Consider the following 23,541-nt stretch of genomic DNA (forward strand, 5'->3'; position numbering starts at 1 on the left):
AATTCAATGACCATATTCTTTAATTATTTGTGGCGGCTTTGGTTTTTAATTTTAGCTGCAATTGCCACTTTCTTTTTTGGGTTTTTCGTTTTCCTTTTAACTTTTAATCCAAAACATTACAAATACTGTTATATTTTTATAAGATTGTGGTGTTTCACGCTGTTTTACGGAATGGGTTTTCGCTATGAATTAATAAAAGAAACTCAGAAAGAAATAGATAAAAATCTGCAATATATTTTTATTTCCAATCACACTTCAATAATGGATGTAATGCTTCCTTGCATTTTGATGCCAAATCATCCTTTAGTTTTCGTTGGTAAAAAAGAATTGGTGAAAATTCCCATTTTCGGGCAAATTTATAAACGAATCTGTGTAATGGTTGATAGAAGCAGCGTAAAAAGCAGAAGTGAGGTTTATAGAAGATGCGCCGAAAGAATGCGAGAAGGACAAAGTATTGTGCTTTTTCCAGAAGGTGGCGTTCCAGATGACACCTCAATTTTATTAGGAGATTTTAAAGATGGTGCTTTTACTTTGGCTTCAAAACACCAGTTTCCAATTGCGGTTTTTACTTTTGTGGGTTTAAAAGAAATGTTTCCTTTTAATAATAAAATAGGGCATCCGGGAAAAGTAAAAGTATATTTTAACGATGTTTTGGAACCTAATGAAAAAGTTTTCGTTTTAAAAGAGACCGCACAAGAAGAAATTAAAAAAACTTTAGAAAAGAATTTTAAGCCAAATATTTAATTATATTTGTTTTAAATAAAACGATAACATATGCAATCCAATCATGTTCAAACTAAATGGTCACAGTTTATTTCTTTGATTATTGTCTTTTTTTTCTGGGGTTTTGTGGCAGCGAGTAATGATATTTTAATCCCTGTTTTTAAAAAATATTTTGTGCTATCGCAAGTGCAATCTCAACTTGTAGCATGGGCGTTTTATGCAGCCTATTTTGTTGGTTCTGTTATTTTCTTTTTAGTTTCTTTAAAAAGTGACGTTTTACAAAGATTTGGTTATAAAAAAACTTTGTCTTTTGGACTTGTAATTTCAGCAATTGGTGCATTTTTATTTGTTCCTGCAGCCACAATGGCAAGTTTCGCATTCTTTCTTACAGCCTTGTTTATCGTAGGTTTAGGATTTTCTGTACAACAGATTGTAGCGAATCCTCTTGCTATAAAAATGGGAAGTGCAAGTACAGGAGCGCATCGTTTAACTTTAGCGGGCGGCGTGAATTCTTTAGGAACTACGATTGGACCAATCATCGTGGGAATTGCACTTTTCGGTATGGGAAATCGTTCAGATTCTGCACCACGAGATAAAAATTTAACTAAAACAGAAATTGTTCAAAATAATTTTAAGGATTTACAAAAAGAACTAATTCAAAATAAACAGGAATTAGCAATTCTTTCAACTTCCGAAAATACAATTCTAAGTAAATCAGAAGCAGATATTGATGCAAATCTTGCAGAAATAAATCAAGCGGTTACAGAATTACAAAATAAAAATGATGCAGAACTAGTTCCTTACATAGATAAATTTGATGTCGTAAAAAAATCTGCAACGTCTATTATTTACCCAAAAGAATTTGTAAAAACGCATTTATCTTTGGTAAAAAAGCCTTTTATTATTTTAGGAATTGCTTTTCTTTTAGTTGCAGTTTTTATGCTTTTTGCAAAAATTGACGATCCTGCGAAAGAGGAAGAAGAAAAAATTGAAGAAGGTGCGGAGAAATTTAGTATTCTAAAATATCCGCAATTGGCTTTGGGAATGCTCGCAATTTTTATTTATGTAGGTGTAGAAGTTTCTATTGTGAGTAATTTACCCGCATTGCTTCATACGCACGAATTTGGAAATATTTTAGAAAATAATATTGCACCATTTATTTCACTTTATTGGGGAAGTTTGATGATTGGAAGATGGAATGGCGGAATCAATGTTTTCAACACTTCAAAAACTAACAATATGCTTTTAAAATTTATTGTTCCATTCATTGCTTTCGGAATTATTTTAGGCGCAAATTATCTAAGTGGAAAAGATGTTTCAGCATTTTATATTTATCCGATTTGGATTATTATATTTATTTTAATGAGTTTTTGGGGCGGTAAAAATGCCGGAAAAACCTTGATGCTCTTTGGTTTTGCAGGTATTGTGATGATGGTTTTAGGACTGGTTTGGCCAGACAAAGAAATCGCAAAATATTTCTTCATTTCGGGTGGATTATTTTGTTCAATTATGTGGCCTTCAATTTTCGACTTGGCAATTGCAGGTTTAGGAAAAAATACGGGCAAAGCTTCATCCTTTTTAATTATGATGATTTTAGGCGGTGGAATAATCCCTTTAATTCAAGGTTATATTTGTGATTTTGATTTAACCAATCCAAAAGGAATTATGGGAATTACTTATACACATTTTAGCTATATAATTCCAATAATTTGTTTTATGTATCTTGCATTTTATGGTTTTATAACCCCGAAAATTTTGAAAAAACAAGGTGTAGTTTTAGTAGAAAATGAAAGCAGTGCTCATTAATAAACATCTAAATATTAAACAAAAAAGATTTTGGGCAAGTGTTTTACTTGTCCAATTTTTTTTATTCTACTGTCTGTCTAAAAGTGAAGTAGTCATTTCTTTTTGTAATAGATTATTTGAGGATAAAAAACAATTTCATCAATTTATTTTCAGTAAAATTTATTTTTCTGTAGGCGATGTTTTGTATGTTGTGATTGTTCTATTTTTAATTATTTTCATTTTTAATTTGTTTAAAAAAAAGAAACGACAAAAAAGCGCGATTTCTATTTTAATATTTTTTAATATTTTTTACTTTATTTATCAATTATTTTGGGGATTGCTCTACTTTCAATCGCCAATTTTAAAGCAACTACCGAAAGAAGAAATCACTTTAAATGAAGCAAAAAGTCTCAGTTTTAAATATTTAAAATTATGCATTGAAGATCGAGAAAATGTAGAAGCAAATAAATATGGTGTTTTTGCAATTGCAAATTTAGATGAGGTAAAAATGGCTGTTTTAAAAAATCAAAATTCTTTACCTACACTTTTTGTTCAGAAAAAATCAACTTTAATTAATGATTTTAAACCTAGTTTATTTAGAAGCGTAATGAGTTACACCGGAATTTTGGGATATTACAATCCTTTTACCGCAGAAGCGCAATATAATTCTGAATTACCTGCTACGTTTTTACCATTTACTTTAGCTCACGAAAGCGCTCATCAATTGGGATTTGCTCGGGAAAATGAAGCCAACTTTATAGGCTTTTTAATTGGTAAAAATTCTGAAAATAAATCTTTAAAATATTCTACAGATTTGTTTGCACTAAAAAGTCTTCTGTCCTACATAAATGAAACTGATCCGGTTTTTGTTAATAGAATTTTGACACATTATTCCGCGGGAATGAGACAAGATCGCAAGTACGATCAAATTTTTAGAAAAAAACACGAAAGTTTTTTGGATACTATTTTTGCAATAACAAATAATTTATTCTTAAAATCCAACCAACAAGATGGAAGTATTACTTATTCTTATTTTACGGAAATGCTGATTAAATATGAGCGCAAAGAAAAATAAAAAAAGAATCGCACCTTGCGGTGCGATTCAAAACACAAATGATGAAAAAAAATTTATGCTTTAATAAGAGCAACAATATTGTCTCATTAAAGCATTGCAAAAATACGTTTATTTTAAATATTTGCAAATATTTTTTAGGAAATATTTAATATTAATTCTAGAAAAAAAACACGCTTTCATAAATAAACTCTCTGGAAAAATTTTCTATAAACAATGATTTATAATAGGTAAAAAACTTAAAATCAATACCCTCTTGATTATTTACGCAAAGGTTTTAGAAGATCTTCTAATCCATTTAGTTTTATTTCGTAAACAGTAGAAAGTTGCATTCCCAATTTCCCAGGAGGCATTCCTTTTCGCTGAAACCATTCTAAATAAAACATAGGAAGATCGGCTAAAATGTAACCTTTGTATTTTCCAAAAGGCATTTTTTGAATACAGATTTCTCTTAATATTTCTGGATTCATTTTTAATTTTTTAGACAGAAAGATCTATCTTTTCTTCTATTTCTTTTGGTTCTGGCAAAATAATTTCGTGATCTTCACCATTAAATTCATCTCTGTAAACTTGAATTAATAAAACTGTAATTGAAATTAAAATGGGTCCAAAAATTAATCCCATAAAACCAAAAAGATTAATTCCCATAATAATTCCAAAAACTGTATTTAATGGATGAATATCTTCAAGTTTTTTAAGTAAAGTAAAACGCATCAAATTATCCGTTAAACCAACAAGAATAACGCAATAACCAAATAATCCCAAACCGCTCCCTAAATTATTTTCTGCAATCATAAAGATACAAACTGGAACGAAAATTATGGCACTTCCTACAATTGGAATCATCGCGGTAACGCAAGTTAAAGCAAACAAAACCAACGGACTCGGAGCGCCAAAAATATAATATCCAATTAAAGCCACAATTCCTTGTCCAACTGCAACTACTGGAATTCCTATGGCATTTGCAGTCACCATTGCTCTAATTTTTTCACCGATTAATTCAACATTTGCTTTTTTTAAAGGAGCTGAACTTTTTAATAATCGTTCGAAAAGACGTGGTTTCTCCAGCATAAAATATAAAATAAAATAAGTAGAAGAAACTACAGTAATTGTATTAAATGTTGTGCTTAATGCGGAGGAAGAAAATTTACCAACCGTATCTTTCAACTTGGTCATATTTTCTTTGTTGAGCAAATCTATACTGGTTTTTTGGTAAACGAAATCATGAATTTTATCTATAAACACATTAAATTTTCCCATGTATTCTTTGGCATTCCCAAGTCGATCAATTAATAAATCTCCCATAAAATAAATGGGCAAAACAAGAATAATTAGCGTTACTAAAATTATAAAACCCGAAGCCAACCATGGTTTCCATTTTTTGGTTTCTTGTAAATACAGATTGTATTTTCTCGTAATAATATACAAAGTAATTGCACCTAAAACGGACGGAATAAAAAGCGCCAAATTAAAACCAATCAACAAAATAAAGGCAACAATGAGTATCAATAAAAATACTTGTTTTATTTTTTCTTCACTAATCGGTAAGTTATGATGCATTTTAAATTTTATTTTAATTTTTAGAAAATTACTCCTTTATAATTGGTTTTGGAGCACCGTTATACGCACAATAAGCAGAATAAATTGCAGCATAAAGAAATGGAGCAGTTAATATAATGCCCACAAAACATAAAATTAAACCAGAGATTGATATAAGAAATGCTAAAACTGCAATCACCCAAATTGTCCAATAATTATCTTGTGCAATTTTAAAAGATTTTTTTATTGCATCTATTGCATTTGTATTCTCAAAGAACAAAATAGGAAAAGCAAAAATGAAAAGAGGTGCTAAAAAAAGACCTGGTAAGAAACATAATGAAAAAGCTATTGTAAGAATGATATTAGAAATTATACCGTATAATATAATTTGCAATGTATTTTGCTTGTATCCAATAAATAAATCGGAAACTAAAATTTGTTCATTGAAATTAGCTTTATTTAAAATGTATAAAAATCCCGCATAAATAGGATATAAAAGTAATCCGAACAAACCATTTAATCCTAAAAAGCTTCCGTAACCGGGCATCATAAAAATTCTTTTATAATCTGTAGATCCAGATTTAGCAAATTCTTGCATACTTTCAGCATCAAAACCAGTTATTAATTCAGCAAAAAAAGAGAAAATATAAGAGCCAATAATCGTAAGAACAATGGCTAAAATAGCATAAAGAAATGTTTTCTTATAAATGCCAAAAGCGTGCGAAATAATAGAACTACTGTCTTTTTGTGGTGTAGTTGTTAAATTATCAAATTCTGTAAAATTTTCCATAGTATTTTTTTTTATAAAAGTAACTAAAAAAAAATTATGCAGAAACTTCCTTTTCACTTTCTCTAAAATATTTGCAATACATCGTATAAATTACTGCATTCCAAAAGGGAAAAGTGATTAAAATGCCAACAAAAAAGAAAATAATACCAAAATAACTAAATAAGAAAGCCAAAAAACAACAAATAAAAATGGTTGGAAAATCTAATTTTAGAGCTTTTATGGTCAAACGGATAGTTTCAAAAATAGTTACGTTTTTAAAAAACATTAATGGCGCAGAGAAAATTGTTATTAAAATCCAAACTAAAACCAAAGGTTTAAAAGCGCCTGCATATAAATTTATAAATCCCCAGAAAATAGCAAATCCCAGAAATTTAAAAAAATTAAAACCTCTGTAACCTTCATATAAATCAGAAATATTGAACGGAATTTTCTCGTCTATCTTTCTGTAAATATGGAAAATTCCAATATTTAAAGGAAACATAACTGCTTTTATAATGACAAAAACGATTACAAAAGTTGCAAAATTCGGATTTTCCGCCCATTTTATAATACCTTCTTGAGCTGCAGGAATATTAGTTTCAGACAATTTTATTAAGCGTAGAAATTCCGGTTGCAAACCATAATATTTGAAAAAGTAATAAGCCACAAGAAAAATAATAGAAAAATAAAGAACACTAAAAATAATTTGAATATTTAAAGTCAGCGCCCAATAATTAATTGATTTTCTTAAAATTTCCTCAATACTACTTTTCCTTGTCGGTCTATTTTCCATAAAATAATTTGTGCAAAAATACACATCAATACTTACTTTTGCAGAATGTTTTCTAATATAAAAAATAAATTTCTTGAAATGGATTTGCTTTCCGAAAAAAGTGAACCATTTTTCTTTATGATTGATTTTAAAATAGAAAATATTTTAATCTATAAAGAAACTTCTCTGAAGACAGAGAAAATATTAGTAGATTTTCCTCATTTTAAAAATAAAACAGACGAATTTATTCCTCAAAATTTAAGTTTAAAATCTTTCCCACAAAACAAATCTGAATACGAAATTGGTTTTAAAAAAGTGCAAGAAAATTTAAAACTCGGAAATTCTTACCTAATCAATTATACTTGTGAAACGCCTATTGAAAGCAATTTTACATTACAACAATTCTTTTATTTAGCTAAAGAAAAATACAAAGTTTGCAAAAATGACGATTTTGTTTTTTTCTCACCCGAAACTTTTATTGAAATAAAAAATCAAAAAATTTTTACACATCCGATGAAAGGAACAATTGATGCGTCGAAAGAAAATGCAATTGAAAATTTAAAAAACGACATCAAAGAAAAAGCAGAACATTACACTGTTGTAGATTTGCTGCGAAACGATTTATCAATAGTTGCGGATAAAGTAAAAGTGGACGAATTCCAAAGAATTGATTTTATTAAAACCAAACAAAAAAATCTTTACGCCATGAGTTCTGACATTTCCGGAACTTTGAAACCAGAATTTCAAAATAAAATTGGTAGTATATTGCAAAAATTACTTCCTGCAGGTTCTATTTTAGGCGCACCAAAACAAAAAACTTTAGAAATTATTTTAGCTTCAGAAACACACGAAAGAGGTTTTTATACCGGAGTTTGTGGTTATTTTGACGGCATTAATTTAGATTCTTGTGTGATGATAAGATTTATAGAAAAAAAAGATGAAAAACTTTATTTTAAAAGTGGCGGTGGAATCACACATTTGAGTAAATTAGCCGACGAATATCAAGAAATGAAAAATAAAATATATGTCCCAATTCATTGAAAGCATTAAGATAGAAGACCAAGAAATTTATAATTTAGACCTTCATCAAAAGCGTGTAAATGAGACTTTTAAACATTTTGGAAAAGAAAATCTTTTAGATCTAGCTAAAATTTTTAAAGATTTGGAACATGATGAAGATGGACTTTACAAGTTAAGAATTGTTTATGATTTAAATTCAAAATTCAAAACTGGCGTTATTCCTTACGCTTATTCTACACTCAATCAAATTTCTTTAGTAGAAAATAATACACTCGATTATTCTTTCAAATTTGAAGATCGCAAAATCTTTGATATGATGAAAAATAAAGCAAAATCTGAAGAAATTATCATCGTAAAAAATAACCACATTACAGATTCTTCTTACGCTAATCTTTTATTTTTAAAAGGAAAACAATGGTTTACTCCAAATACATTTTTGCTGAATGGCGTGCAAAGACAAGCACTTTTAAAATCTAAAAAAGTGAAAGAAACAGAAATAAATCTTCAAAATTTGAAAGAATTTTCTCATTTCCAAATGATAAATGCGATGATTGGTTTTGAGGAAATTATTTATCCAATAGAAATTATAGAAAATTTTCCCGAAACGTCGCAGGAAATAGGATAATATTTTTGGTTAAATCCCTATTTCATCTCCGAAAAATAATTCTTCAAAATCTGTGCATTTTCGATTTCTTTTGTATCCACTTCTAAAATTTTCGGTTTAGAATCTGGCAAAAAGAACTGTTCTAAAACACGCTCCAAAGTCAATTCATCTTCTACTTTAAAATAAGAAAATCCAAAATCTTTTGCTAAAAGTTCTGCAGTTCTGTTGTGTTTTGTCAAAATAAATTCATCTAAAGCATTGGTAGAATCTGGACCCGGAATGATTTTAAAAATATCTCCGCCGCCATTATTAAATATAATTATTCGCACATAAGGCGGAATATATTGATTCCATAAACCATTAATATCATAGAAAAAACTAATATCGCCGGTTACTAAAACCGTGGGATTTTTACTTTTCATTGCAAATCCCATTGCCGTAGAAGTTGAACCATCAATTCCACTTGTCCCGCGGTTGCAGTAAATATTTTTTTGTGTAAAATGAAACAATTGCGCATATCTTATCACAGAACTATTGCTAAAATGGATATTATAATTTTGCGGAATTTTCTGTGCTAAATTTTCAAATAATTTAAAATCCGAAAATCCAATTTTATTGCAAAACTCTATATGTTTTAAGTCTTTTTTATCTCGCAGATTATCCCATAAATTATAATAAGCTTGCGGTTCAAGATTTATTTTATTTATAAAATTTCCAAAAAATGTTTCTGGTTTTGTTTCAATTTTTTCCGTTAATGCGAAAAAAGTATCGGGTTGCCAAAACGGATCTATGTGCCAATGATTTTTTGGTTTTGCCTGTCGCAAGAAATATTTTACTTTTTTAGAAACTACATTTTGCCCAATTGTAATCAATAAATCGGGGGCAAAAATTCTAATATCTTCTTCAGTAAAATTGAAAATATAGCGATCAATGTGTGAGAAAAATTTGTCGTGTTTAAGATTAGAATTTACTTCACTTAAAACCACTACGCTGTGATTTTTCACAAATTGTGTCAATTGCATTTCCAATTCTTCACTGTAATCTCGCGTTCCAACTAAAATTAAAACTCTTTTAGACAAATGCCATTCTGCAATTAAATTAGAAGAAATTTCAAAAGGTTTTTTTTGAATGGTTTTTTCAACGGTAGAAAAAACAGGCATTTCGGAAACCAATTCATAAAGTGGTTCTTCCAAAGGAATATTAATATGAACTGGACCTTGTTTTTCAATACAAAGTTCCACGGCTTTTTTAATAATATCAAAATTTTCAGTTTCAGAATTTTCTTTTGAATCTTCTAAAAGCTGAAAATCTCCGTAAGAATGATTTTTATAAATTTCTTTTTGACGGATAGTTTGTCCATCAAAAATATCGATATAATTGGAAGGTCGATCTGCGGTTAAAATTAAAAGTGGAATATTAGAATAAAAAGCTTCTGTTATTGCTGGATAATAATTAGCTGAAGCAGAACCGCTTGTACAAGTTATTGCCACAGGTTTTTTAATATTTTTCGCCATTCCTAAAGCTACAAAAGCCGCACTTCTTTCATCTACAATACTATAAGAATTAAATTCATCAAGTTCTGAAAAGTGAATTGCAAGTGGTGCATTTCGCGAACCTGGAGAGATTATAATATCTTCAATTCCGTAAGATTTTAAAATATGTCCTAATAATTGTATGCTTCTTTTGGACGAAAACTGCTTCATTTGAAATTGTAAAATTAATCAACAAAAATAGGAATAAGAATTTGCTTAAACTGAATTTTGATAAGTTTTAAAATAAAACCTAGATTTTATAAAACTAAAACAAAAAAATCCAACTTTTAAAAAGCTGGAATTATAAAACTTAAAAATTTATTTTATCTTAAAGCAAAATATTCAATTCCGTCATCTGCAGATTGGCTTTCTTGCAAAGCTTTAAAATGATGATAATATTCTTTATATCTTTTATTTTTCAAAAACTTTCTTACTGCAATAATTCCTAAAACGGCAAAAATGCCAAAACTTCCTGCAAGTAAAATGGTGGTTTCCTTTTTCATATTTTTTTAATTTTATTGCAAACTCAGATACAAATAATGTTCCCTTTTACTGCAGAGATTATTAAAGTTTGTTAAAACAATATTTTTTCAAATGCTTTTAAATTCCTACTTTTGATAAAATCTCTACTCAATGAAAACACCTTTTATTTTTAACGCATTTTCGGTATTAATTGCCACATCTTGCGTCGCACAAACTATGCAGACAAAATTAAATTATCCTGAAACAAAAAAAATCGAACATTCCGACACTTATTTTGGAACACTTGTAGAAGATCCATACCGATGGCTTGAAGACGATCGCTCGGAAGATACAAAAGATTGGGTAAAACGTGAAGCAGCATTTACAAAAGATTATTTTTCAAAAATTCCTTTTCGTGATAAGATTAAATCAGAACTGAAAAACATTTGGAATTATGAGAAAATTGGTGCGCCATTTAAAGAAGGAAATTTTACTTACTTCTACAAAAATGATGGTTTGCAAGCACAATTTGTAATCTACAGAACAGATAAAAACGGTAAAACAGAAGTTTTTCTAGATCCCAATAAATTTTCTGCAGATGGAACAACTTCTTTGGCGGGAATTTCATTTAATAAAAAAGGAAATTTAGTAGCCTATTCTATTTCCGAAGGTGGATCTGATTGGAATAAAATAATTATTTTAAATGCAGATACAAAACAGAAAATTGATGAAACGATTATCGATGTAAAATTTTCTGGAGCATCTTGGTTGGGAGAAGAAGGATTTTTCTACAGCAGTTATGACAAACCAAATGGCAGCGAATTAACTGCAAAAACGGATACTCACAAAGTTTATTTTCACAAATTAGGAACGAAACAAAGTGAAGATAAACTCATTATTGGTGGTGAAGATTTTAAAAGACGTTATATGGGAATTGGCGTTTCTGATGACGAACGTTATGAAATTTTAAGTGCATCTAATGCAACCAATGGAAATGAACTTTATATAAAAGATTTAAAAAATAATACGGATTTTATTCCCATCCAAAAAGGCTACGATTTTAATACAAATGTTGTAGATACAAAAGGCGATTTTATTTATGCAATGACCGACAAAGATGCGCCAAATATGAGGTTGGTGAAATTTAATATTAATTCTCCAACAGTTTGGATAGACGTAATCCCAGAAACTGAAAACGTACTTTCTGTTTCCACAGGCGGCGGTTATATTTTTGCAAATTATATGAAAGATGCTTTAACAAGTATTGATCAATTTGATTATAATGGGAAATTAATTAGAACCATTTCGCTTCCAGGAAAAGGAACTGCAAGTGGATTTAGTGGCAAAGAAAAAGAGAAAGATTTATATTATTCTTTTACCAATTACATCACACCTGGAACGACTTTTAAATTTAACGCCGACTCAGGTAAATCTGAAGTTTACCAAAAACCAAAAGTAAAATTTAATCCAGATGATTTTGTTTCTGAACAAGTTTTTTACACGTCAAAAGATGGTACAAAAATTCCGATGATGATTAATTATAAGAAAGGCTTAAAAATGGATGGTAAAAATCCAACTATTTTATACGGATATGGTGGATTTAATATTAGTATTACACCCGCTTTTTCTTCGGTAAATGCAATTTGGATGGAAAATGGTGGAATTTACGCTGTACCAAATATTCGTGGAGGTGGAGAATATGGGAAAAAATGGCACGATGCAGGAACGAAAATGAATAAGAAAAATGTGTTTGAAGATTTTATTGCAGCAGGAGAATATTTACAAAACAAAGGTTATACTTCTAAAGATTTTATGGCACTTTCTGGCCGTTCAAATGGCGGATTATTAGTTGGAGCTACAATGACGATGCGACCAGATTTAGCAAAAGTAGCTTTTCCAGGAGTAGGCGTTTTAGATATGTTGCGTTACAATAAATTTACAGCAGGAGCTGGTTGGAGTTACGATTATGGAACGGCAGAAGATTCTAAAGAAATGTTTGAATATTTAAAATCTTATTCGCCGGTTCAAAATGTGAGAAAAGGCGTTTGTTATCCTGCGACAATGGTAATTACAAGTGATCATGACGACAGAGTTGTTCCGGCGCACTCTTTTAAATTTGCAGCAAATTTGCAAGAAAAACAATCATGTAATAATCCAGTCTTAATAAGAATTGAAACCAATGCAGGACACGGCGCAGGAAAATCTACAGACCAAGTAATAGGTGAAAATGGAGATTTACTCAGTTTCGCGCTCTATGAAATGGGAATTAGAAAATTAAAATAAATATAAAGCCGGTTGAAATTTCAATCGGCTTTTTAATTTCTATTCTTTAAAAGAATCCACATACTTTTTGAAATCTTTTCAGAAGCGTTTTTTAAATTAAAAGAATAAGAAACCCAATAAGAACCGGTTGGAAGTGGACGTTGAATTTCATTTTTTCCATCCCAGAAATAATCTTCTGAATCGCTTTTTCTTTCAAATACTTTTTTACCGAAACGATCAAAAATTATTAATTTTAAATCAGAAGATTCTTTTAAAAGAGAATAATCCCAAACATCGTTTATTCCGTCTCCATTTGGAGTGAAAGCATTTGGTAATTTAACATCTTCAGTAGGTTCTGGTGGAATGGGTATTTTTTTTAAAAGAATGATTTTTTTAATAGTAAAACAGCCATTTGATGTTTTAATTCTTACAAAAACTTCATTGGGATTATTTGTAGAAAAGGCAATTAAATTATAAATTTCATTCACTTCATTTTCTGCGTCAGATTCTGTAAGATAAAAATGAAAACTTTCCCCATTTGTATTATTTATAGCAGAATTTAAATTGTAAATATAATTTGGATCTTCAAAATTTTCATTTAAAATTTCAGATTTTATATCGGCAATTGGTGCAGAGAGAATAGAAAACTCCACTTTTACGGTTTCATAAAAACCATTTGCTGCGGTAATTCTATAAACAAATCTATCATTACCAGAGAAACCAACATTATTTTTTACGTTAATTTTATTATTATCAATTATTGCGGAACCAAAATTCGGTTGTGTTAAAATTTCTACTTTAGTGAAATTTAAATTTTCATTTGGTGGTGTAAACTTTGGCGTAACTGTAAAATTTGCACAAATATTTCCTAAATTAGTAGTAGAAACTGCGTAAGGACAATCTTCTACAATAATTGGTTTTGTGGTATAAGTGAAAGTAGAATAAGACAAAACGCAAGTGTAAGAACCTGCAATTTTGGGAATATAAGTTGGGGAATTTGCACCTGGAATATCGACGCCGTTTAATTGCCATTGAAAACCTTCAAAATCTACATTATTTAATGACAATAAAACTTCTTCTTGTATGCAATTTCCTTGTTTAATTATATAAGGATCGTTAGAAAAACCGGTGTAAAAACTTGAAAACCCTTTTGTATCTTCAAAATCTAACGCTGCAATTCTTTCATGCCCATTTATAATATTTAAAACCAAACCAGAATTAGCTGAAACTTTTAAATTATCTAATGTGTTCTTTGGAATCTTTACTTGAAAATATTTGTATAAATCCGTTCCTTTAATATTAAATGGTCCAGTAGAAGAATTCACAGCAACATCATTAATTTTAGGAATCTGACCCGTTGGTAAAAAAATATTTATCCTCGAATCTAAAGTTACTTTAAGACCAATTTTAGAAAATTTTGGCACAAAATCTACAGTTCCTGGAAGTGAAATATCTAAAGGTAAAACCAAACTCATACTTTGACAATAGGTTGCAAAATAGCTGCCTTTATATTGATTTGGACTTCCTGCAGTAAATTGATAACAATAAACTTTTGCGGACGATTTTATATACAAACCGAGATTTCTAGCTATATCTACATTTGTTGCATCATGTTCTATAAATTTTTGTGGTCTGCTTAAAATGGTAGTATAATATTGTCCTTTATTTAAAATAATTGGAGTTGTTTCATTATTAAAAAATACTTTTGTATTATCTTCCGTAGCAATAATTAATGCTCCTTCAGAACTTCCAAATGGTGTAGAAAAACCATTCCTTACAAAATATTCTTGTCCTAAACTCTTTACAGGAAGCGCTTGGTCATATAAAGTATTATAAGATTGATCAAAAGCTACTTGTCCTCTATCATTTCCATTTACAACTGCTATTGGCTGATCTGCAATTATTTCATCACCGATGTATTCATTAAAAACGTCATTGCTAAAAGCATAAGGAATATCTGCGGGATCGTAACTATAATTATCTTTTGCTCCTACTTTTAAAGAATAAGATTCACCTTTATTTAATGTAAAAGAAAACTGAGAATGCTTTTGTCCGTCAGCGAAAATAATCCGATTTTGTTTATTGTTTACAGTTACTTTTGTATTATTTTTTGTGGCATAAATGCTTGTAAAAAAAGTAGCTATGGGTTTTTCATCAACATAAAAAGGTGCTGCTGCAATAAAAAAATGCTTTCCGATTGCTGTTTTTCCTTTGGATGTAATTATCTCTTCTCCCAAATCGCTAGAAATTCTGTAACTCGCATAGAAACTATTTGCGCCGGCTATGTGCAATCCGCGAGTGATTGGCTGAAATAAAAATTTATCCCCAGTAAAATACACATCAGAACTTAAATCATAAATGATTGGCGTAGATTTACTGAGCATAAAACTTGCGATAACTGTATCTCCGTCAAATAATTTTACTAAAAAAGGAGTTTCGTGCGGAGTTGAAAGATAGATTTTACTTTCAAAAAGCTGTGGAGTTCCACCTTCTCTTGGAAACCAATTAATCGGAGCAAGCCAATGTTCTAAATCAAGTTGTGCTTTTACAGAAAAACTGTAAAAAATAATTAATAAACATATTAGCTTTTTGTATAACACGATGGTAAAGATATTTATTTTAAAAATATATTACCGGTTTTTTAATAAAACCCACTGTGTTCCTTGATAAATTTTTCTCACAATTGGGTCATAATAAGAGTAAACAACCCATAAAGTTTGGGTTTTTAATTTTTTTTGTTGCACTCCAAGTCCGTTCCATTTAAAGGAAGAATTTTGAGAAGTATGTTTGAAAATCAATTTTCCATAGCGGTCAAAAAGTTGAAGTTGTACATTTTCCATTGTTTGTAAAACAGAATAATTCCATTCATCATTAAAACCATCGCCATTGGGTGTGAAAACATTGGGGAATAAATTGCCGTCATTTGGTGACGGATAAGGAAGAAGTAAATTTATTTTTTTTATTACAAAACAACCATTTATCCCTAAAACTCTCACAAAAACGAATGTTGGATTCGCTGTTTCGTAATTTTCTGGTAAAGAAATAGAATTTGTTTCAGCTCTTGCATCAGCTTCAGTTTCATAAAAAACAAATGTTTCATTATTTAAATTTAAAATCGCAGAAAGTAAATTATAAAAATAAACACGATTGGCTATATTTTTTGGACGGATTTCTGAAAGTAAATCTGCGATTGCTCCGGACAAAGTATTAAATTCAATTTTTACCACTTCATAAAAATCATTTTCAGCAGTAATTTTATAAACAAATCTGTCTTTTCCTGAAAAACCAGAATTCATTGTAGCATTTAAAATTCCATTATTCAAAACTACTTTTCCGTTTTGTGGTTGTGTTAAAATCTCTGTGGAAAAAATTTTAAAATTTTCATTTGGCGGACTAAATTCTGGTTTAACCATAAAATTTGGACAAACATCACCGATATCTTTTGTGGAAATGGAATAAGGACAATTTTCCACTTTTATACCTACAGTTTCAAAAATAAAATCCGCATAACTTAATGCACAAGTATAAATCCCTGCAAGTTTTGGTTCAAAAGTTGAGGAATTTGCGCCTAAAATATCAATTCCATTTAATCGCCATTGAATTTTATCAAATTGTGTGTTACTTACTGTTAAATAAACGAATTCTTGTAAACAATTTCCATTAACAATGATAAATGGATCATTAGAAAAAGCAGTGTAACTACTTCCAAAACCAGAAAATTTTCTTCCTCCAACTGCATCTACATTTAAAGGTTTATCAGACGTGATATTAAGCGTTCCAGGAGAATTAGTCGTAAAATAAGACCATCCTGGTTTACCAATAATTGGTGAAAATGGCGGTGTAAATCCATTGATTTTCACATTTGCATTACTTGGCGCTTTTACAGAAACTTTAGTATTAAATTGGTTACTTCCTATCTCATCATTTTTTGGAATTTGCACTAAATTTTCTAAATTCTGACGTGGGTCTTGCGAATAATCTTTATCTAAAGGAAACGACAAAAGCATTCCTTCTGGTCCAAATGTTCTATCTAAAGCTCTCGGCGGCGGCGCATCCAGCAAACCTCCACTAATTTGATACACATAAGCTGGTTCTGATGTTTTAATATACATTCCGCCAGTTTCTACTGTTTTACCATAAATTATATAATTGGGAATATTTCCTTTAATAAATTTTACTGGAAGATAAGGCGCAGTGAAAAAATATTCTCCAGAATTTAAAGTTTTTGTAGGTTGTGAATCGTCATTAAAAAAAACTTTGGTATTGTCTTTTGTAGCAATAATTAATGCGCGTTCGGTGGGAGATTTGTACGGCGACATTCCGCTAATTAAAAAATATTCTTTACCAATTTTTGAGGTAGGAATCACCTGATCCATTGTGATATCTGCATCGGTTTCTCCAAAATAATGACTTTCAAAATTTCCATTATCTACAACGATGGGTTTGTCTGAAGTTATTTTTGCTCCAATTAAATTGGCTTCAAAATCATCAATTCCCAACATTGGATCTGCATCTTTTTTGAGTGCAACAATCATGTAAGATTCTCCTTTGTTTAAAGTAAAATTGAGTTCATCGGCTGTAGATTTATCTGCAAACACGACGCGATTATCATAATTTGAAAGTTTTACATGTGTATTATCTTGAGTTGCCATTACAGAAATTTGGTAATTCATCGCACCTCTTGGATTTCCATATTTAATATTTTGCTCCATTCCAGCAAAAAATTCTTCACCAAGTGCGGTTTTTCCTTTAGATGAAATTACAGTAGAAGGCGTCCCAGAAATACGCAAACTGGCATAAAAACTTTTTTCTCCCGCTAAATGAAGTCCGAATTTTTGTGGCGTCATCGTTAAACGTTCTGCCGTAAGATAAATTAATTGATAATTTTGAAGTTGATAACTTACGGGCTGACTTTTACTAAGCATTACCGAACCAATTTCTTGATTATCACTATAAATTTTTACATTAAATGGTGTTGTTTTATCGGTAGATAAATAAATATAAAACTGATTAACATTTCCACCTGAACTAAAAACAGGAGGAAACCAATGTTCTAAATCTAGTTGTGCTTTTGCAGAAAAACTGAGAAAGATTAGAATTAAAAATAAAATTTTGTGTCGAAACATCTGCGTAAAGATATTTCATTTTTAAAAACTTACAAATAATTAATTTTTATTTGCAGCATTTATCAAATTACTTATATCTTCTGGCGTAAACTTCCCACGGATATCTATAAAAACCAACTCGTTTCCAGAATTTACAGTCAACATTAATTTCTTAATAAAATCTCCATTTTGTTGGGCTTTTATATTAACATTTTCGCCGTCGTGCTTAATTGAAACCCAATCTTCATAATTATTATTTATGAGATAAGAAGCGAAATTTTTCACAAGTGTTTCATCGCCATTTTCTACGGTGAGAATTTTTACTTTCGAGATTTTTTTAATTATTGCAATGATTTCTTGGGCATTTTTATCTCCCTCACTTCGTAAAGCCTTTTTAATCATCGGTTTTGCTAAAAATAAAGGCAAGTTTACACTGGTAAATTCCGCTTTAGAATTTGTGCTTTTTGCTCCTTTAAAATAAGCAATATTTGGTTTTGAAGAAACAATACAAGATTGAAATAAAAAAAAGAAAACTGAAAATAAGGTAAGTTTTAAAATAAATTTCAGGTTCATAATTAGAATTTTACAAGTTTACCGCCAGAAATTTTACTAATGTTGCTCTCAATATTTGAAGGATTTCCTTTGTAGCGAATTTTACCGCCAGATGAAGCTTCGGCTTTTAATTCTACAGAAACATTTACAGATAAATTTCCCGCAGAAGTTACTTTTGTATTTGCATTTTGAACTTCAAGATTTTGCGCATTACAATTTGCGGCACTTGTAATTTTAAAATTTGCTTGCGAAGTTTTTCCGTTAATTGTTGCATTACTTCCGCTTGTTCCCTCAAAATTTAATTGGGCAACCTTTATGTTTGCATTTAAGTTAGAACCAGAAGTAGTGGAAATATTTGCGTTATTTTTTATATCAAAATCTCCGTTTAAAAGTGAACCAGAAGTTGTTTCTATATTAATTTGGTTTCCTTTTAAAGTATTTAAAATTACAAAACTTGAACCCGAAGTTGTCAGAATTTTATTGAGTTCTGGAGCAACAACATTCACAAAGATTTTATTAAACTTTAAATTTTTATTTGACGGATTATTTATAGATATTTTTAAAGTATTTCCTTGTACAACGGTAGAAATATATTGCAATTTATCTGCATCGGTTTCCACGCGAACTTCCTGTTTATCGCCTTGTGTGAAATTTACTTTAATTCCGGAGGAAACTTCGATACCTGTGAAACTTTCTAAATTTCTTTCTTCTGAATTACGATTAATCACTTTTGAAGAGGAAGAAGAATTTGTAGATGAACTAGAAACATCTCCAGAAAAATTGAATGTTCCATTTTGGGTTTCATTTACTAATTTATTCACATCTTCCATAGAAATTTTCCCATCGAGCATCATTAAAACCGTATTGTCATCTGATGAAATATTAAGTAACAAATCATTTAAAATTCCATCTTTTGCGCCGGCCGAAAGAAATTTAATTTTATTGTCTTTGCTGTTTACAGACATTAATTCTTCATATTTCAAAGTTTTTAATATGGAAGAAATATCTGTTTGTATTCCCGAATAATTTAAGTTTGATTTTACGCTTTTGCCATCTGAAGATTTACCGTTTGGTTTTTCAATTATTAATATTTTCAAACCATTTATTTTACTTAATAAAGGTTTTATTTGGTCTAACTCTCCTTCTTCTAAATTTAATTTATTCAATAAACTGAACATTGGTTTAGAAATCTTAATAGACGTAACGCCTTCAGAATCTTGATATCGATCAAAAAGTTGGTCTAATTTTTCTCTTTGAGCGGACATATTTACAACTGCACCAAAGATAATTACGAATAATAATAGTGTTTTTTTCATGATTTTTTAAAATTTAATTGTCAAAATTTAATGTATTTATAACGTCCGTTTGATCAATACTTCGGTTTACATTGTTTGCTAAAATTTGGAAAGAATATTTTGTAACGTCGATCGCATCTTTTTCATTGGTGATTTTGTGACCATTAATAATGACGTAACCGCTTTCATATTCTGGCTTATTTTTTAATTTTTCTGGTTTGGAATTTTCTACATATCTTTTTATAACTCGTTTTTTCATTCGAGATTTTTTGGGTAAAATATCATCTAAAATATTTTGATTATTTGCTATTTTTATGAGTTCTGGTTTGCTTATTACTTCTACAGGTTCGTAAGTATTCTCCTGCATTATTTCAACTTTTTCTTTTTTATAAATATCTGCTGTTGCAATTTGATTTTTAATTTTTTCCGTAGAATTTTCTTGATTAATAAACAAATAAGCAGCGAGAGAAAATATTAAAACTAAACTTGCGGCCATCCAAATCCATTTAAAATTAGAAGATTTTGTTGAAATTGGAATTACTTTTTTATCTTCAGCTAAAGCTATGAATTCACTAAAATTTAATTTAGATTTTTCTGCTTTTCCTACTTTTAAAGTTTCAAAATACAATGATTCTTCTGCAGAAAGATGTTCAGAATTTTTTAATAATTCTTCCTCAGATTTGTTCGTTTCTCCGTCGTAAAACTTTTGGAGCAACTTATGATATTGTTCTGTGTTCATAATTCATTAGTTGAGTGATTTGTGTTTTTACTTTTTGACGAGCTCTCATTAGATTAACTCGAACTGCATTTTCTTCCATTTCCAAAATTTCCGCAATCTCAGAAATTTCGTGCTCTTCTACATCTTTTAAGTGGATTACGAGGCGTTGCTTTTCTGGTAATTCACTAATATATTTTAGAATAAAATCTTTAAGATTATTAGTTTCCATAGTAAATTCTTCTGAAGTGTGAAGTTTTATTTCTGCAAAATTCATTTTTACTTGATGGTGTTTTAATCTATTTAGACAATCATTTTTCACACATTTTAAAATATAGGATTTCAAATTTGCATATTGCAAAAGTTCTTCTTTTTTCTGCCAAAATTTTAATAATAAATCTTGTACTAAATCTTCGGCCTCATCTGAACTCTGCAAAATCTTTTTTGCAAAGCGGTACATTTCATCTTTCAAAGAAAAAACCGAGGTTTCAAATGTTTGTAAAGTCATAGTTTAGTTTCTAATATTAAGACAATTAAAGATAAAGTTTTATTACATCTAAATTAAAATAAAGTAATTTCTTCGAAATTTATTTAAATAAGTTGGTAATAAATATTGAGTCCCAAGAAAACAAATGTTTGTCATTCCGTAGGAATCTAAACTGTTGAGATTCCTACGGAATGACAAAAACTTTTAAAAATTAAAATTTTTATTATGCTAAATATTCTTAATTTAATTATGAAAATCTACAATAAGTTTTAAAATTGCATAATTCTTGTTAAAGTATAGTTAAAAGTGAAACAAGGGCGCTTTTTATGCTACCAATTTATTAGTAATTTTGAATAATAAAATCATAAACTAAGAAAGAAAAAAAATGAAGAACAGTTTAAAAAAATTATTACCTCTTGCAATTGTGGGAGTAATTTCAGCGGGTACCACTTTTGGTGCAATTAATTATTTCAGTCCATCTGCAAGTAATTCAGATTACAGTTACTTTCATAATTCCAGCAAAGATGCGAGATTTGCTTCGATGAATACGGCAGGTGCAAGTGAAGATTTTGTAAACGCTGCGAAAATGACAGTTCCGGCTGTTGTTACAATAAAAAATTATCAAACAAATTCGCCAGATAACTCTTCTAACCAAGATATGTTTGATTGGTTTTTTGGGGGCGGATTAGATCCTTTTGGTGGAAGACAAAGACAACAACCTCAACAAAGACAACAACCACCAAAAAATATGCCTACAAGTTTAGGTTCTGGGGTAATTATTTCATCTGACGGTTACATTATTTCTAATAACCACGTGGTTGCAGGAGCAAATAAATTAGAAGTAGTACTTTCTAATCAAAAAAGTTATACTGCAACATTAATTGGACGTGATCCAAATACAGATATTGCATTATTAAAAATAGATGAAAGTGGATTACCCTATTTAAATTTTGCCAATTCTGATAATGTAGAAGTTGGGCAATGGGTTTTAGCCGTGGGAAATCCACTTGGTTTAAATTCTACAGTTACAGCTGGAATTATTTCCGCAAAAGGAAGAAGTATTAATTTACTTCAACAACAAAGTAAAACACCCATTGAAAGTTTTATACAAACAGATGCTGCAATTAATCCAGGAAATTCTGGTGGTGCTTTAGTAAATACTAATGGAGATTTAATTGGAATTAATTCTGCAATTTCTTCCAATACGGGTTATTATGAAGGTTACGGTTTTGCGGTACCTTCAAATTTAGCTCACAAAGTAGTAGAAGATTTAAAAAAATATGGTCTTGTACAACGCGGCTTTTTAGGTGTAAGTTCACTAGATTTATCAGACGATCGACAAGTGGCAGGATATAATCAAGAGAAAAAAACAAATATAAAAACTGGAACCGGTATTTATGTAGTAAGCGTTGAAGGAAAAAGTGGAGCAGAAGATGCAGGAATAAGACCAGGAGATATTATTACAAAAGTAGATAATGCAAATATTTTAAGCTTTTCTGATTTATCTGTTGCGATTGGAAGTAGAAGACCAGGCGACAAAGTGGTTGTAACTTACAAAAGAGCAGGCAAAGAATATTCTGCAACCGTTACTTTAAAAGATAAAAATGGTGGAACTTCTGCAAGAAGTAAAGCAGATCTGAGTGTTCCAGAAAAAATTGGAGCAGAATTTCAAAGTTTAAGCGATAAAGTAAAAACTGATTATGGCTTAGAAAGTGGAGTTTTAGTACAAAATACGGTGCAAGGTGGTGAACTTTCAAAAATTGGAGTTCAAGATAATTACGTAATAATGGAAATTAATGGCAAACCCGTAAATTCTCAAAAAGACATTGAAAACATTTTGAAAAATTTCAAAGGAAATGTTTCTGTGAAATATGTTGATGGATTTGGAAGGATTTATACTCGTGGTTTTAAAATGCCGTAATAAATATTATAATTAAATCAAAAAAAACGCAACTCCAAATGTTGCGTTTTTTATTTCTTCTTAATTAAAGATTTTATTTTGAGTTTCTTTTTTCGCTCATAAATAACTTCTGTAATTTTCCCACCCATCCAAGCAAAAGGAAAAAAAGTAAGAAAAATAGTAATTTTATAAAACGTTGGATGATAAGGGAAAATAATAATATCCAACATCGCTAAAAATAATAAAATAAAACCTATCAAAATTGCATAAGCTACTTTCGCATATTTCACAATGATTGCGGTAATTACGCCTCCAACAGTGGAAGCAACACCTGTAGAAATAAGCAATACAACAAAAAAGTAAGGTTTGTGTTGAACAGATTTCAGCAAACTATCCCATTGTTGAAACGGCGTAAGTTGGTCATAATTTATCCAAGAAGGATTTAATCTAATACCCAAAGTAATGATAAATCCTGCCACCAAAAGCCCAACAATTACGGCAAAAGTATTTCTTAAAAAATTCATTTAATCTTGATGTGCAATCATAGAAATTTCTATATCAACATTTTTTGGTAAGCAAGAAACTTGTACAGTTTCTCTCGCCGGATAAGAATCTTCTTCTAAATAAGAAGCATAAATTTCATTCATTTGTGCAAAATCATCCATATTTTTTAAAAAAATAGTGGCTTTTACTACGTTTCTGAAAGTCATTCCCGCTTCTTCTAAAACTGCTTTCAAATTTTTCATCACTTGATGCGTTTCTTTCACAATACCTTCTACAAGTTTCCCAGAAGCGGGATCTACAGGGATTTGACCAGAAATATAAAGAATTCCGTTAGCGAAATTTGCTTGGGAATAAGGTCCAATGGCAGCTGGTGCAAACTGTGTAGAGATAATTTTCTTCGGCATAATTAAAATATTTTTCTTTAAAAGAATTTATAATAGCGC

At 29.8% G+C, this 23,541-nt stretch carries 21 protein-coding genes; 7 read left to right on the forward strand and 14 right to left on the reverse strand.

The window, feature by feature from the left end; all coding sequences use genetic code 11:
* Window positions 1-6: 6 nt before the first annotated feature.
* The 3 genes from ACN0WB_RS00250 to ACN0WB_RS00260 are packed head-to-tail and all read left to right on the forward strand — an operon-like array spanning window position 7 to window position 3,583.
* Window positions 7-744, forward strand: coding sequence for a lysophospholipid acyltransferase family protein (locus tag ACN0WB_RS00250; RefSeq protein ID WP_417427669.1), 738 nt, complete (start codon window positions 7-9; stop codon window positions 742-744).
* 30 nt (window positions 745-774) lie between these two features.
* Window positions 775-2,529, forward strand: a complete 1,755-nt coding sequence (locus tag ACN0WB_RS00255; RefSeq protein ID WP_417427671.1) for an MFS transporter — start codon at window positions 775-777, stop codon at window positions 2,527-2,529.
* Complete coding sequence (locus tag ACN0WB_RS00260) at window positions 2,510-3,583, forward strand: DUF3810 domain-containing protein (RefSeq protein WP_417427673.1); 1,074 nt, start codon at window positions 2,510-2,512, stop codon at window positions 3,581-3,583. Before ACN0WB_RS00255 ends, ACN0WB_RS00260 begins: the two co-directional genes overlap by 20 nt.
* 257 nt (window positions 3,584-3,840) lie before the next feature.
* On the opposite strand, the gene ACN0WB_RS00265 is transcribed toward ACN0WB_RS00260, so the two are convergent.
* The 4 genes from ACN0WB_RS00265 to ACN0WB_RS00280 are packed head-to-tail and all read right to left on the reverse strand — an operon-like array spanning window position 3,841 to window position 6,681.
* The gene (locus tag ACN0WB_RS00265) at window positions 3,841-4,050 is read right to left on the reverse strand and encodes a DUF3820 family protein (RefSeq protein WP_417427675.1); all 210 of its coding nucleotides are present in this window, start codon (window positions 4,048-4,050) and stop codon (window positions 3,841-3,843) included.
* A gap of 10 nt (window positions 4,051-4,060) precedes the next feature.
* Window positions 4,061-5,140, reverse strand: coding sequence for an AI-2E family transporter (locus ACN0WB_RS00270; RefSeq protein ID WP_417427677.1), 1,080 nt, complete (start codon window positions 5,138-5,140; stop codon window positions 4,061-4,063).
* A 28-nt stretch (window positions 5,141-5,168) separates the two neighbouring features.
* Entirely contained in the window at window positions 5,169-5,909 is a 741-nt protein-coding gene (locus ACN0WB_RS00275) for a beta-carotene 15,15'-monooxygenase (RefSeq protein ID WP_417427679.1), read from the reverse strand.
* A gap of 34 nt (window positions 5,910-5,943) precedes the next feature.
* A complete protein-coding gene (locus ACN0WB_RS00280; RefSeq protein ID WP_417427681.1) occupies window positions 5,944-6,681 on the reverse strand; it encodes a hypothetical protein in 738 nt (245 codons plus the stop codon).
* 45 nt (window positions 6,682-6,726) lie between these two features.
* Between ACN0WB_RS00280 and ACN0WB_RS00285 the strand changes: the two genes are divergently transcribed.
* Together ACN0WB_RS00285 and ACN0WB_RS00290 are read left to right on the forward strand one after the other, a co-directional pair.
* The gene (locus tag ACN0WB_RS00285; RefSeq protein ID WP_417427683.1) at window positions 6,727-7,701 is read left to right on the forward strand and encodes an aminodeoxychorismate synthase component I; all 975 of its coding nucleotides are present in this window, start codon (window positions 6,727-6,729) and stop codon (window positions 7,699-7,701) included.
* The gene (locus tag ACN0WB_RS00290) at window positions 7,685-8,305 is read left to right on the forward strand and encodes an aminotransferase class IV (RefSeq protein ID WP_417427684.1); all 621 of its coding nucleotides are present in this window, start codon (window positions 7,685-7,687) and stop codon (window positions 8,303-8,305) included. Before ACN0WB_RS00285 ends, ACN0WB_RS00290 begins: the two co-directional genes overlap by 17 nt.
* Before the next feature lie 17 nt (window positions 8,306-8,322).
* On the opposite strand, the gene menD is transcribed toward ACN0WB_RS00290, so the two are convergent.
* The gene (gene menD / locus ACN0WB_RS00295) at window positions 8,323-9,987 is read right to left on the reverse strand and encodes a 2-succinyl-5-enolpyruvyl-6-hydroxy-3-cyclohexene-1-carboxylic-acid synthase (RefSeq protein WP_417427686.1); all 1,665 of its coding nucleotides are present in this window, start codon (window positions 9,985-9,987) and stop codon (window positions 8,323-8,325) included.
* Window positions 9,988-10,139: 152 nt separating this feature from the next.
* Window positions 10,140-10,319 carry a hypothetical protein gene (locus ACN0WB_RS00300; protein WP_417427688.1) on the reverse strand — a complete coding sequence of 60 codons (180 nt, stop codon included), beginning with the start codon at window positions 10,317-10,319 and terminating at the stop codon, window positions 10,140-10,142.
* A gap of 196 nt (window positions 10,320-10,515) precedes the next feature.
* Here ACN0WB_RS00300 and ACN0WB_RS00305 point away from each other — a divergent pair, with 196 nt between their 5' ends.
* Window positions 10,516-12,561: a prolyl oligopeptidase family serine peptidase gene (locus ACN0WB_RS00305; RefSeq protein ID WP_417428737.1), complete on the forward strand. Its 2,046-nt coding sequence runs from the start codon at window positions 10,516-10,518 to the stop codon at window positions 12,559-12,561.
* A gap of 32 nt (window positions 12,562-12,593) precedes the next feature.
* On the opposite strand, the gene ACN0WB_RS00310 is transcribed toward ACN0WB_RS00305, so the two are convergent.
* The 6 genes from ACN0WB_RS00310 to ACN0WB_RS00335 are packed head-to-tail and all read right to left on the reverse strand — an operon-like array spanning window position 12,594 to window position 20,715.
* The gene (locus tag ACN0WB_RS00310; protein ID WP_417427690.1) at window positions 12,594-15,140 is read right to left on the reverse strand and encodes a T9SS type B sorting domain-containing protein; all 2,547 of its coding nucleotides are present in this window, start codon (window positions 15,138-15,140) and stop codon (window positions 12,594-12,596) included.
* Window positions 15,141-15,170: 30 nt separating this feature from the next.
* Entirely contained in the window at window positions 15,171-17,666 is a 2,496-nt protein-coding gene (locus ACN0WB_RS00315; protein WP_417427692.1) for a T9SS type B sorting domain-containing protein, read from the reverse strand.
* Between the two features lie 39 nt (window positions 17,667-17,705).
* Window positions 17,706-18,218 (reverse strand): DUF4252 domain-containing protein, encoded by a 513-nt coding sequence (locus tag ACN0WB_RS00320; protein ID WP_417427694.1) that lies wholly within the window; start codon window positions 18,216-18,218, stop codon window positions 17,706-17,708.
* Window positions 18,219-18,220: 2 nt separating this feature from the next.
* Window positions 18,221-19,513 carry a DUF4252 domain-containing protein gene (locus ACN0WB_RS00325; RefSeq protein WP_417427696.1) on the reverse strand — a complete coding sequence of 431 codons (1,293 nt, stop codon included), beginning with the start codon at window positions 19,511-19,513 and terminating at the stop codon, window positions 18,221-18,223.
* 13 nt (window positions 19,514-19,526) lie between these two features.
* On the reverse strand, window positions 19,527-20,231 hold the full coding sequence (locus ACN0WB_RS00330; protein ID WP_417427697.1) for a hypothetical protein: 705 nt from the start codon (window positions 20,229-20,231) through the stop codon (window positions 19,527-19,529).
* Entirely contained in the window at window positions 20,209-20,715 is a 507-nt protein-coding gene (locus tag ACN0WB_RS00335) for an RNA polymerase sigma factor (protein WP_417427699.1), read from the reverse strand. Before ACN0WB_RS00335 ends, ACN0WB_RS00330 begins: the two co-directional genes overlap by 23 nt.
* A 364-nt stretch (window positions 20,716-21,079) precedes the next feature.
* On the opposite strand from ACN0WB_RS00335, the gene ACN0WB_RS00340 reads away from it, so the two are divergent.
* Window positions 21,080-22,615 carry a trypsin-like peptidase domain-containing protein gene (locus ACN0WB_RS00340; RefSeq protein ID WP_417427701.1) on the forward strand — a complete coding sequence of 512 codons (1,536 nt, stop codon included), beginning with the start codon at window positions 21,080-21,082 and terminating at the stop codon, window positions 22,613-22,615.
* 50 nt (window positions 22,616-22,665) lie between these two features.
* Here the strand turns inward: ACN0WB_RS00340 and ACN0WB_RS00345 are convergent, their stop codons facing one another.
* The gene (locus ACN0WB_RS00345) at window positions 22,666-23,118 is read right to left on the reverse strand and encodes a hypothetical protein (protein ID WP_417427703.1); all 453 of its coding nucleotides are present in this window, start codon (window positions 23,116-23,118) and stop codon (window positions 22,666-22,668) included.
* Window positions 23,119-23,502 (reverse strand): RidA family protein, encoded by a 384-nt coding sequence (locus tag ACN0WB_RS00350; RefSeq protein WP_417427705.1) that lies wholly within the window; start codon window positions 23,500-23,502, stop codon window positions 23,119-23,121.
* Between the last annotated feature and the right edge of the window lie 39 nt (window positions 23,503-23,541).

The organism is Halpernia sp. (assembly GCF_048269545.1).
GTDB lineage: Bacteria > Bacteroidota > Bacteroidia > Flavobacteriales > Weeksellaceae > Halpernia.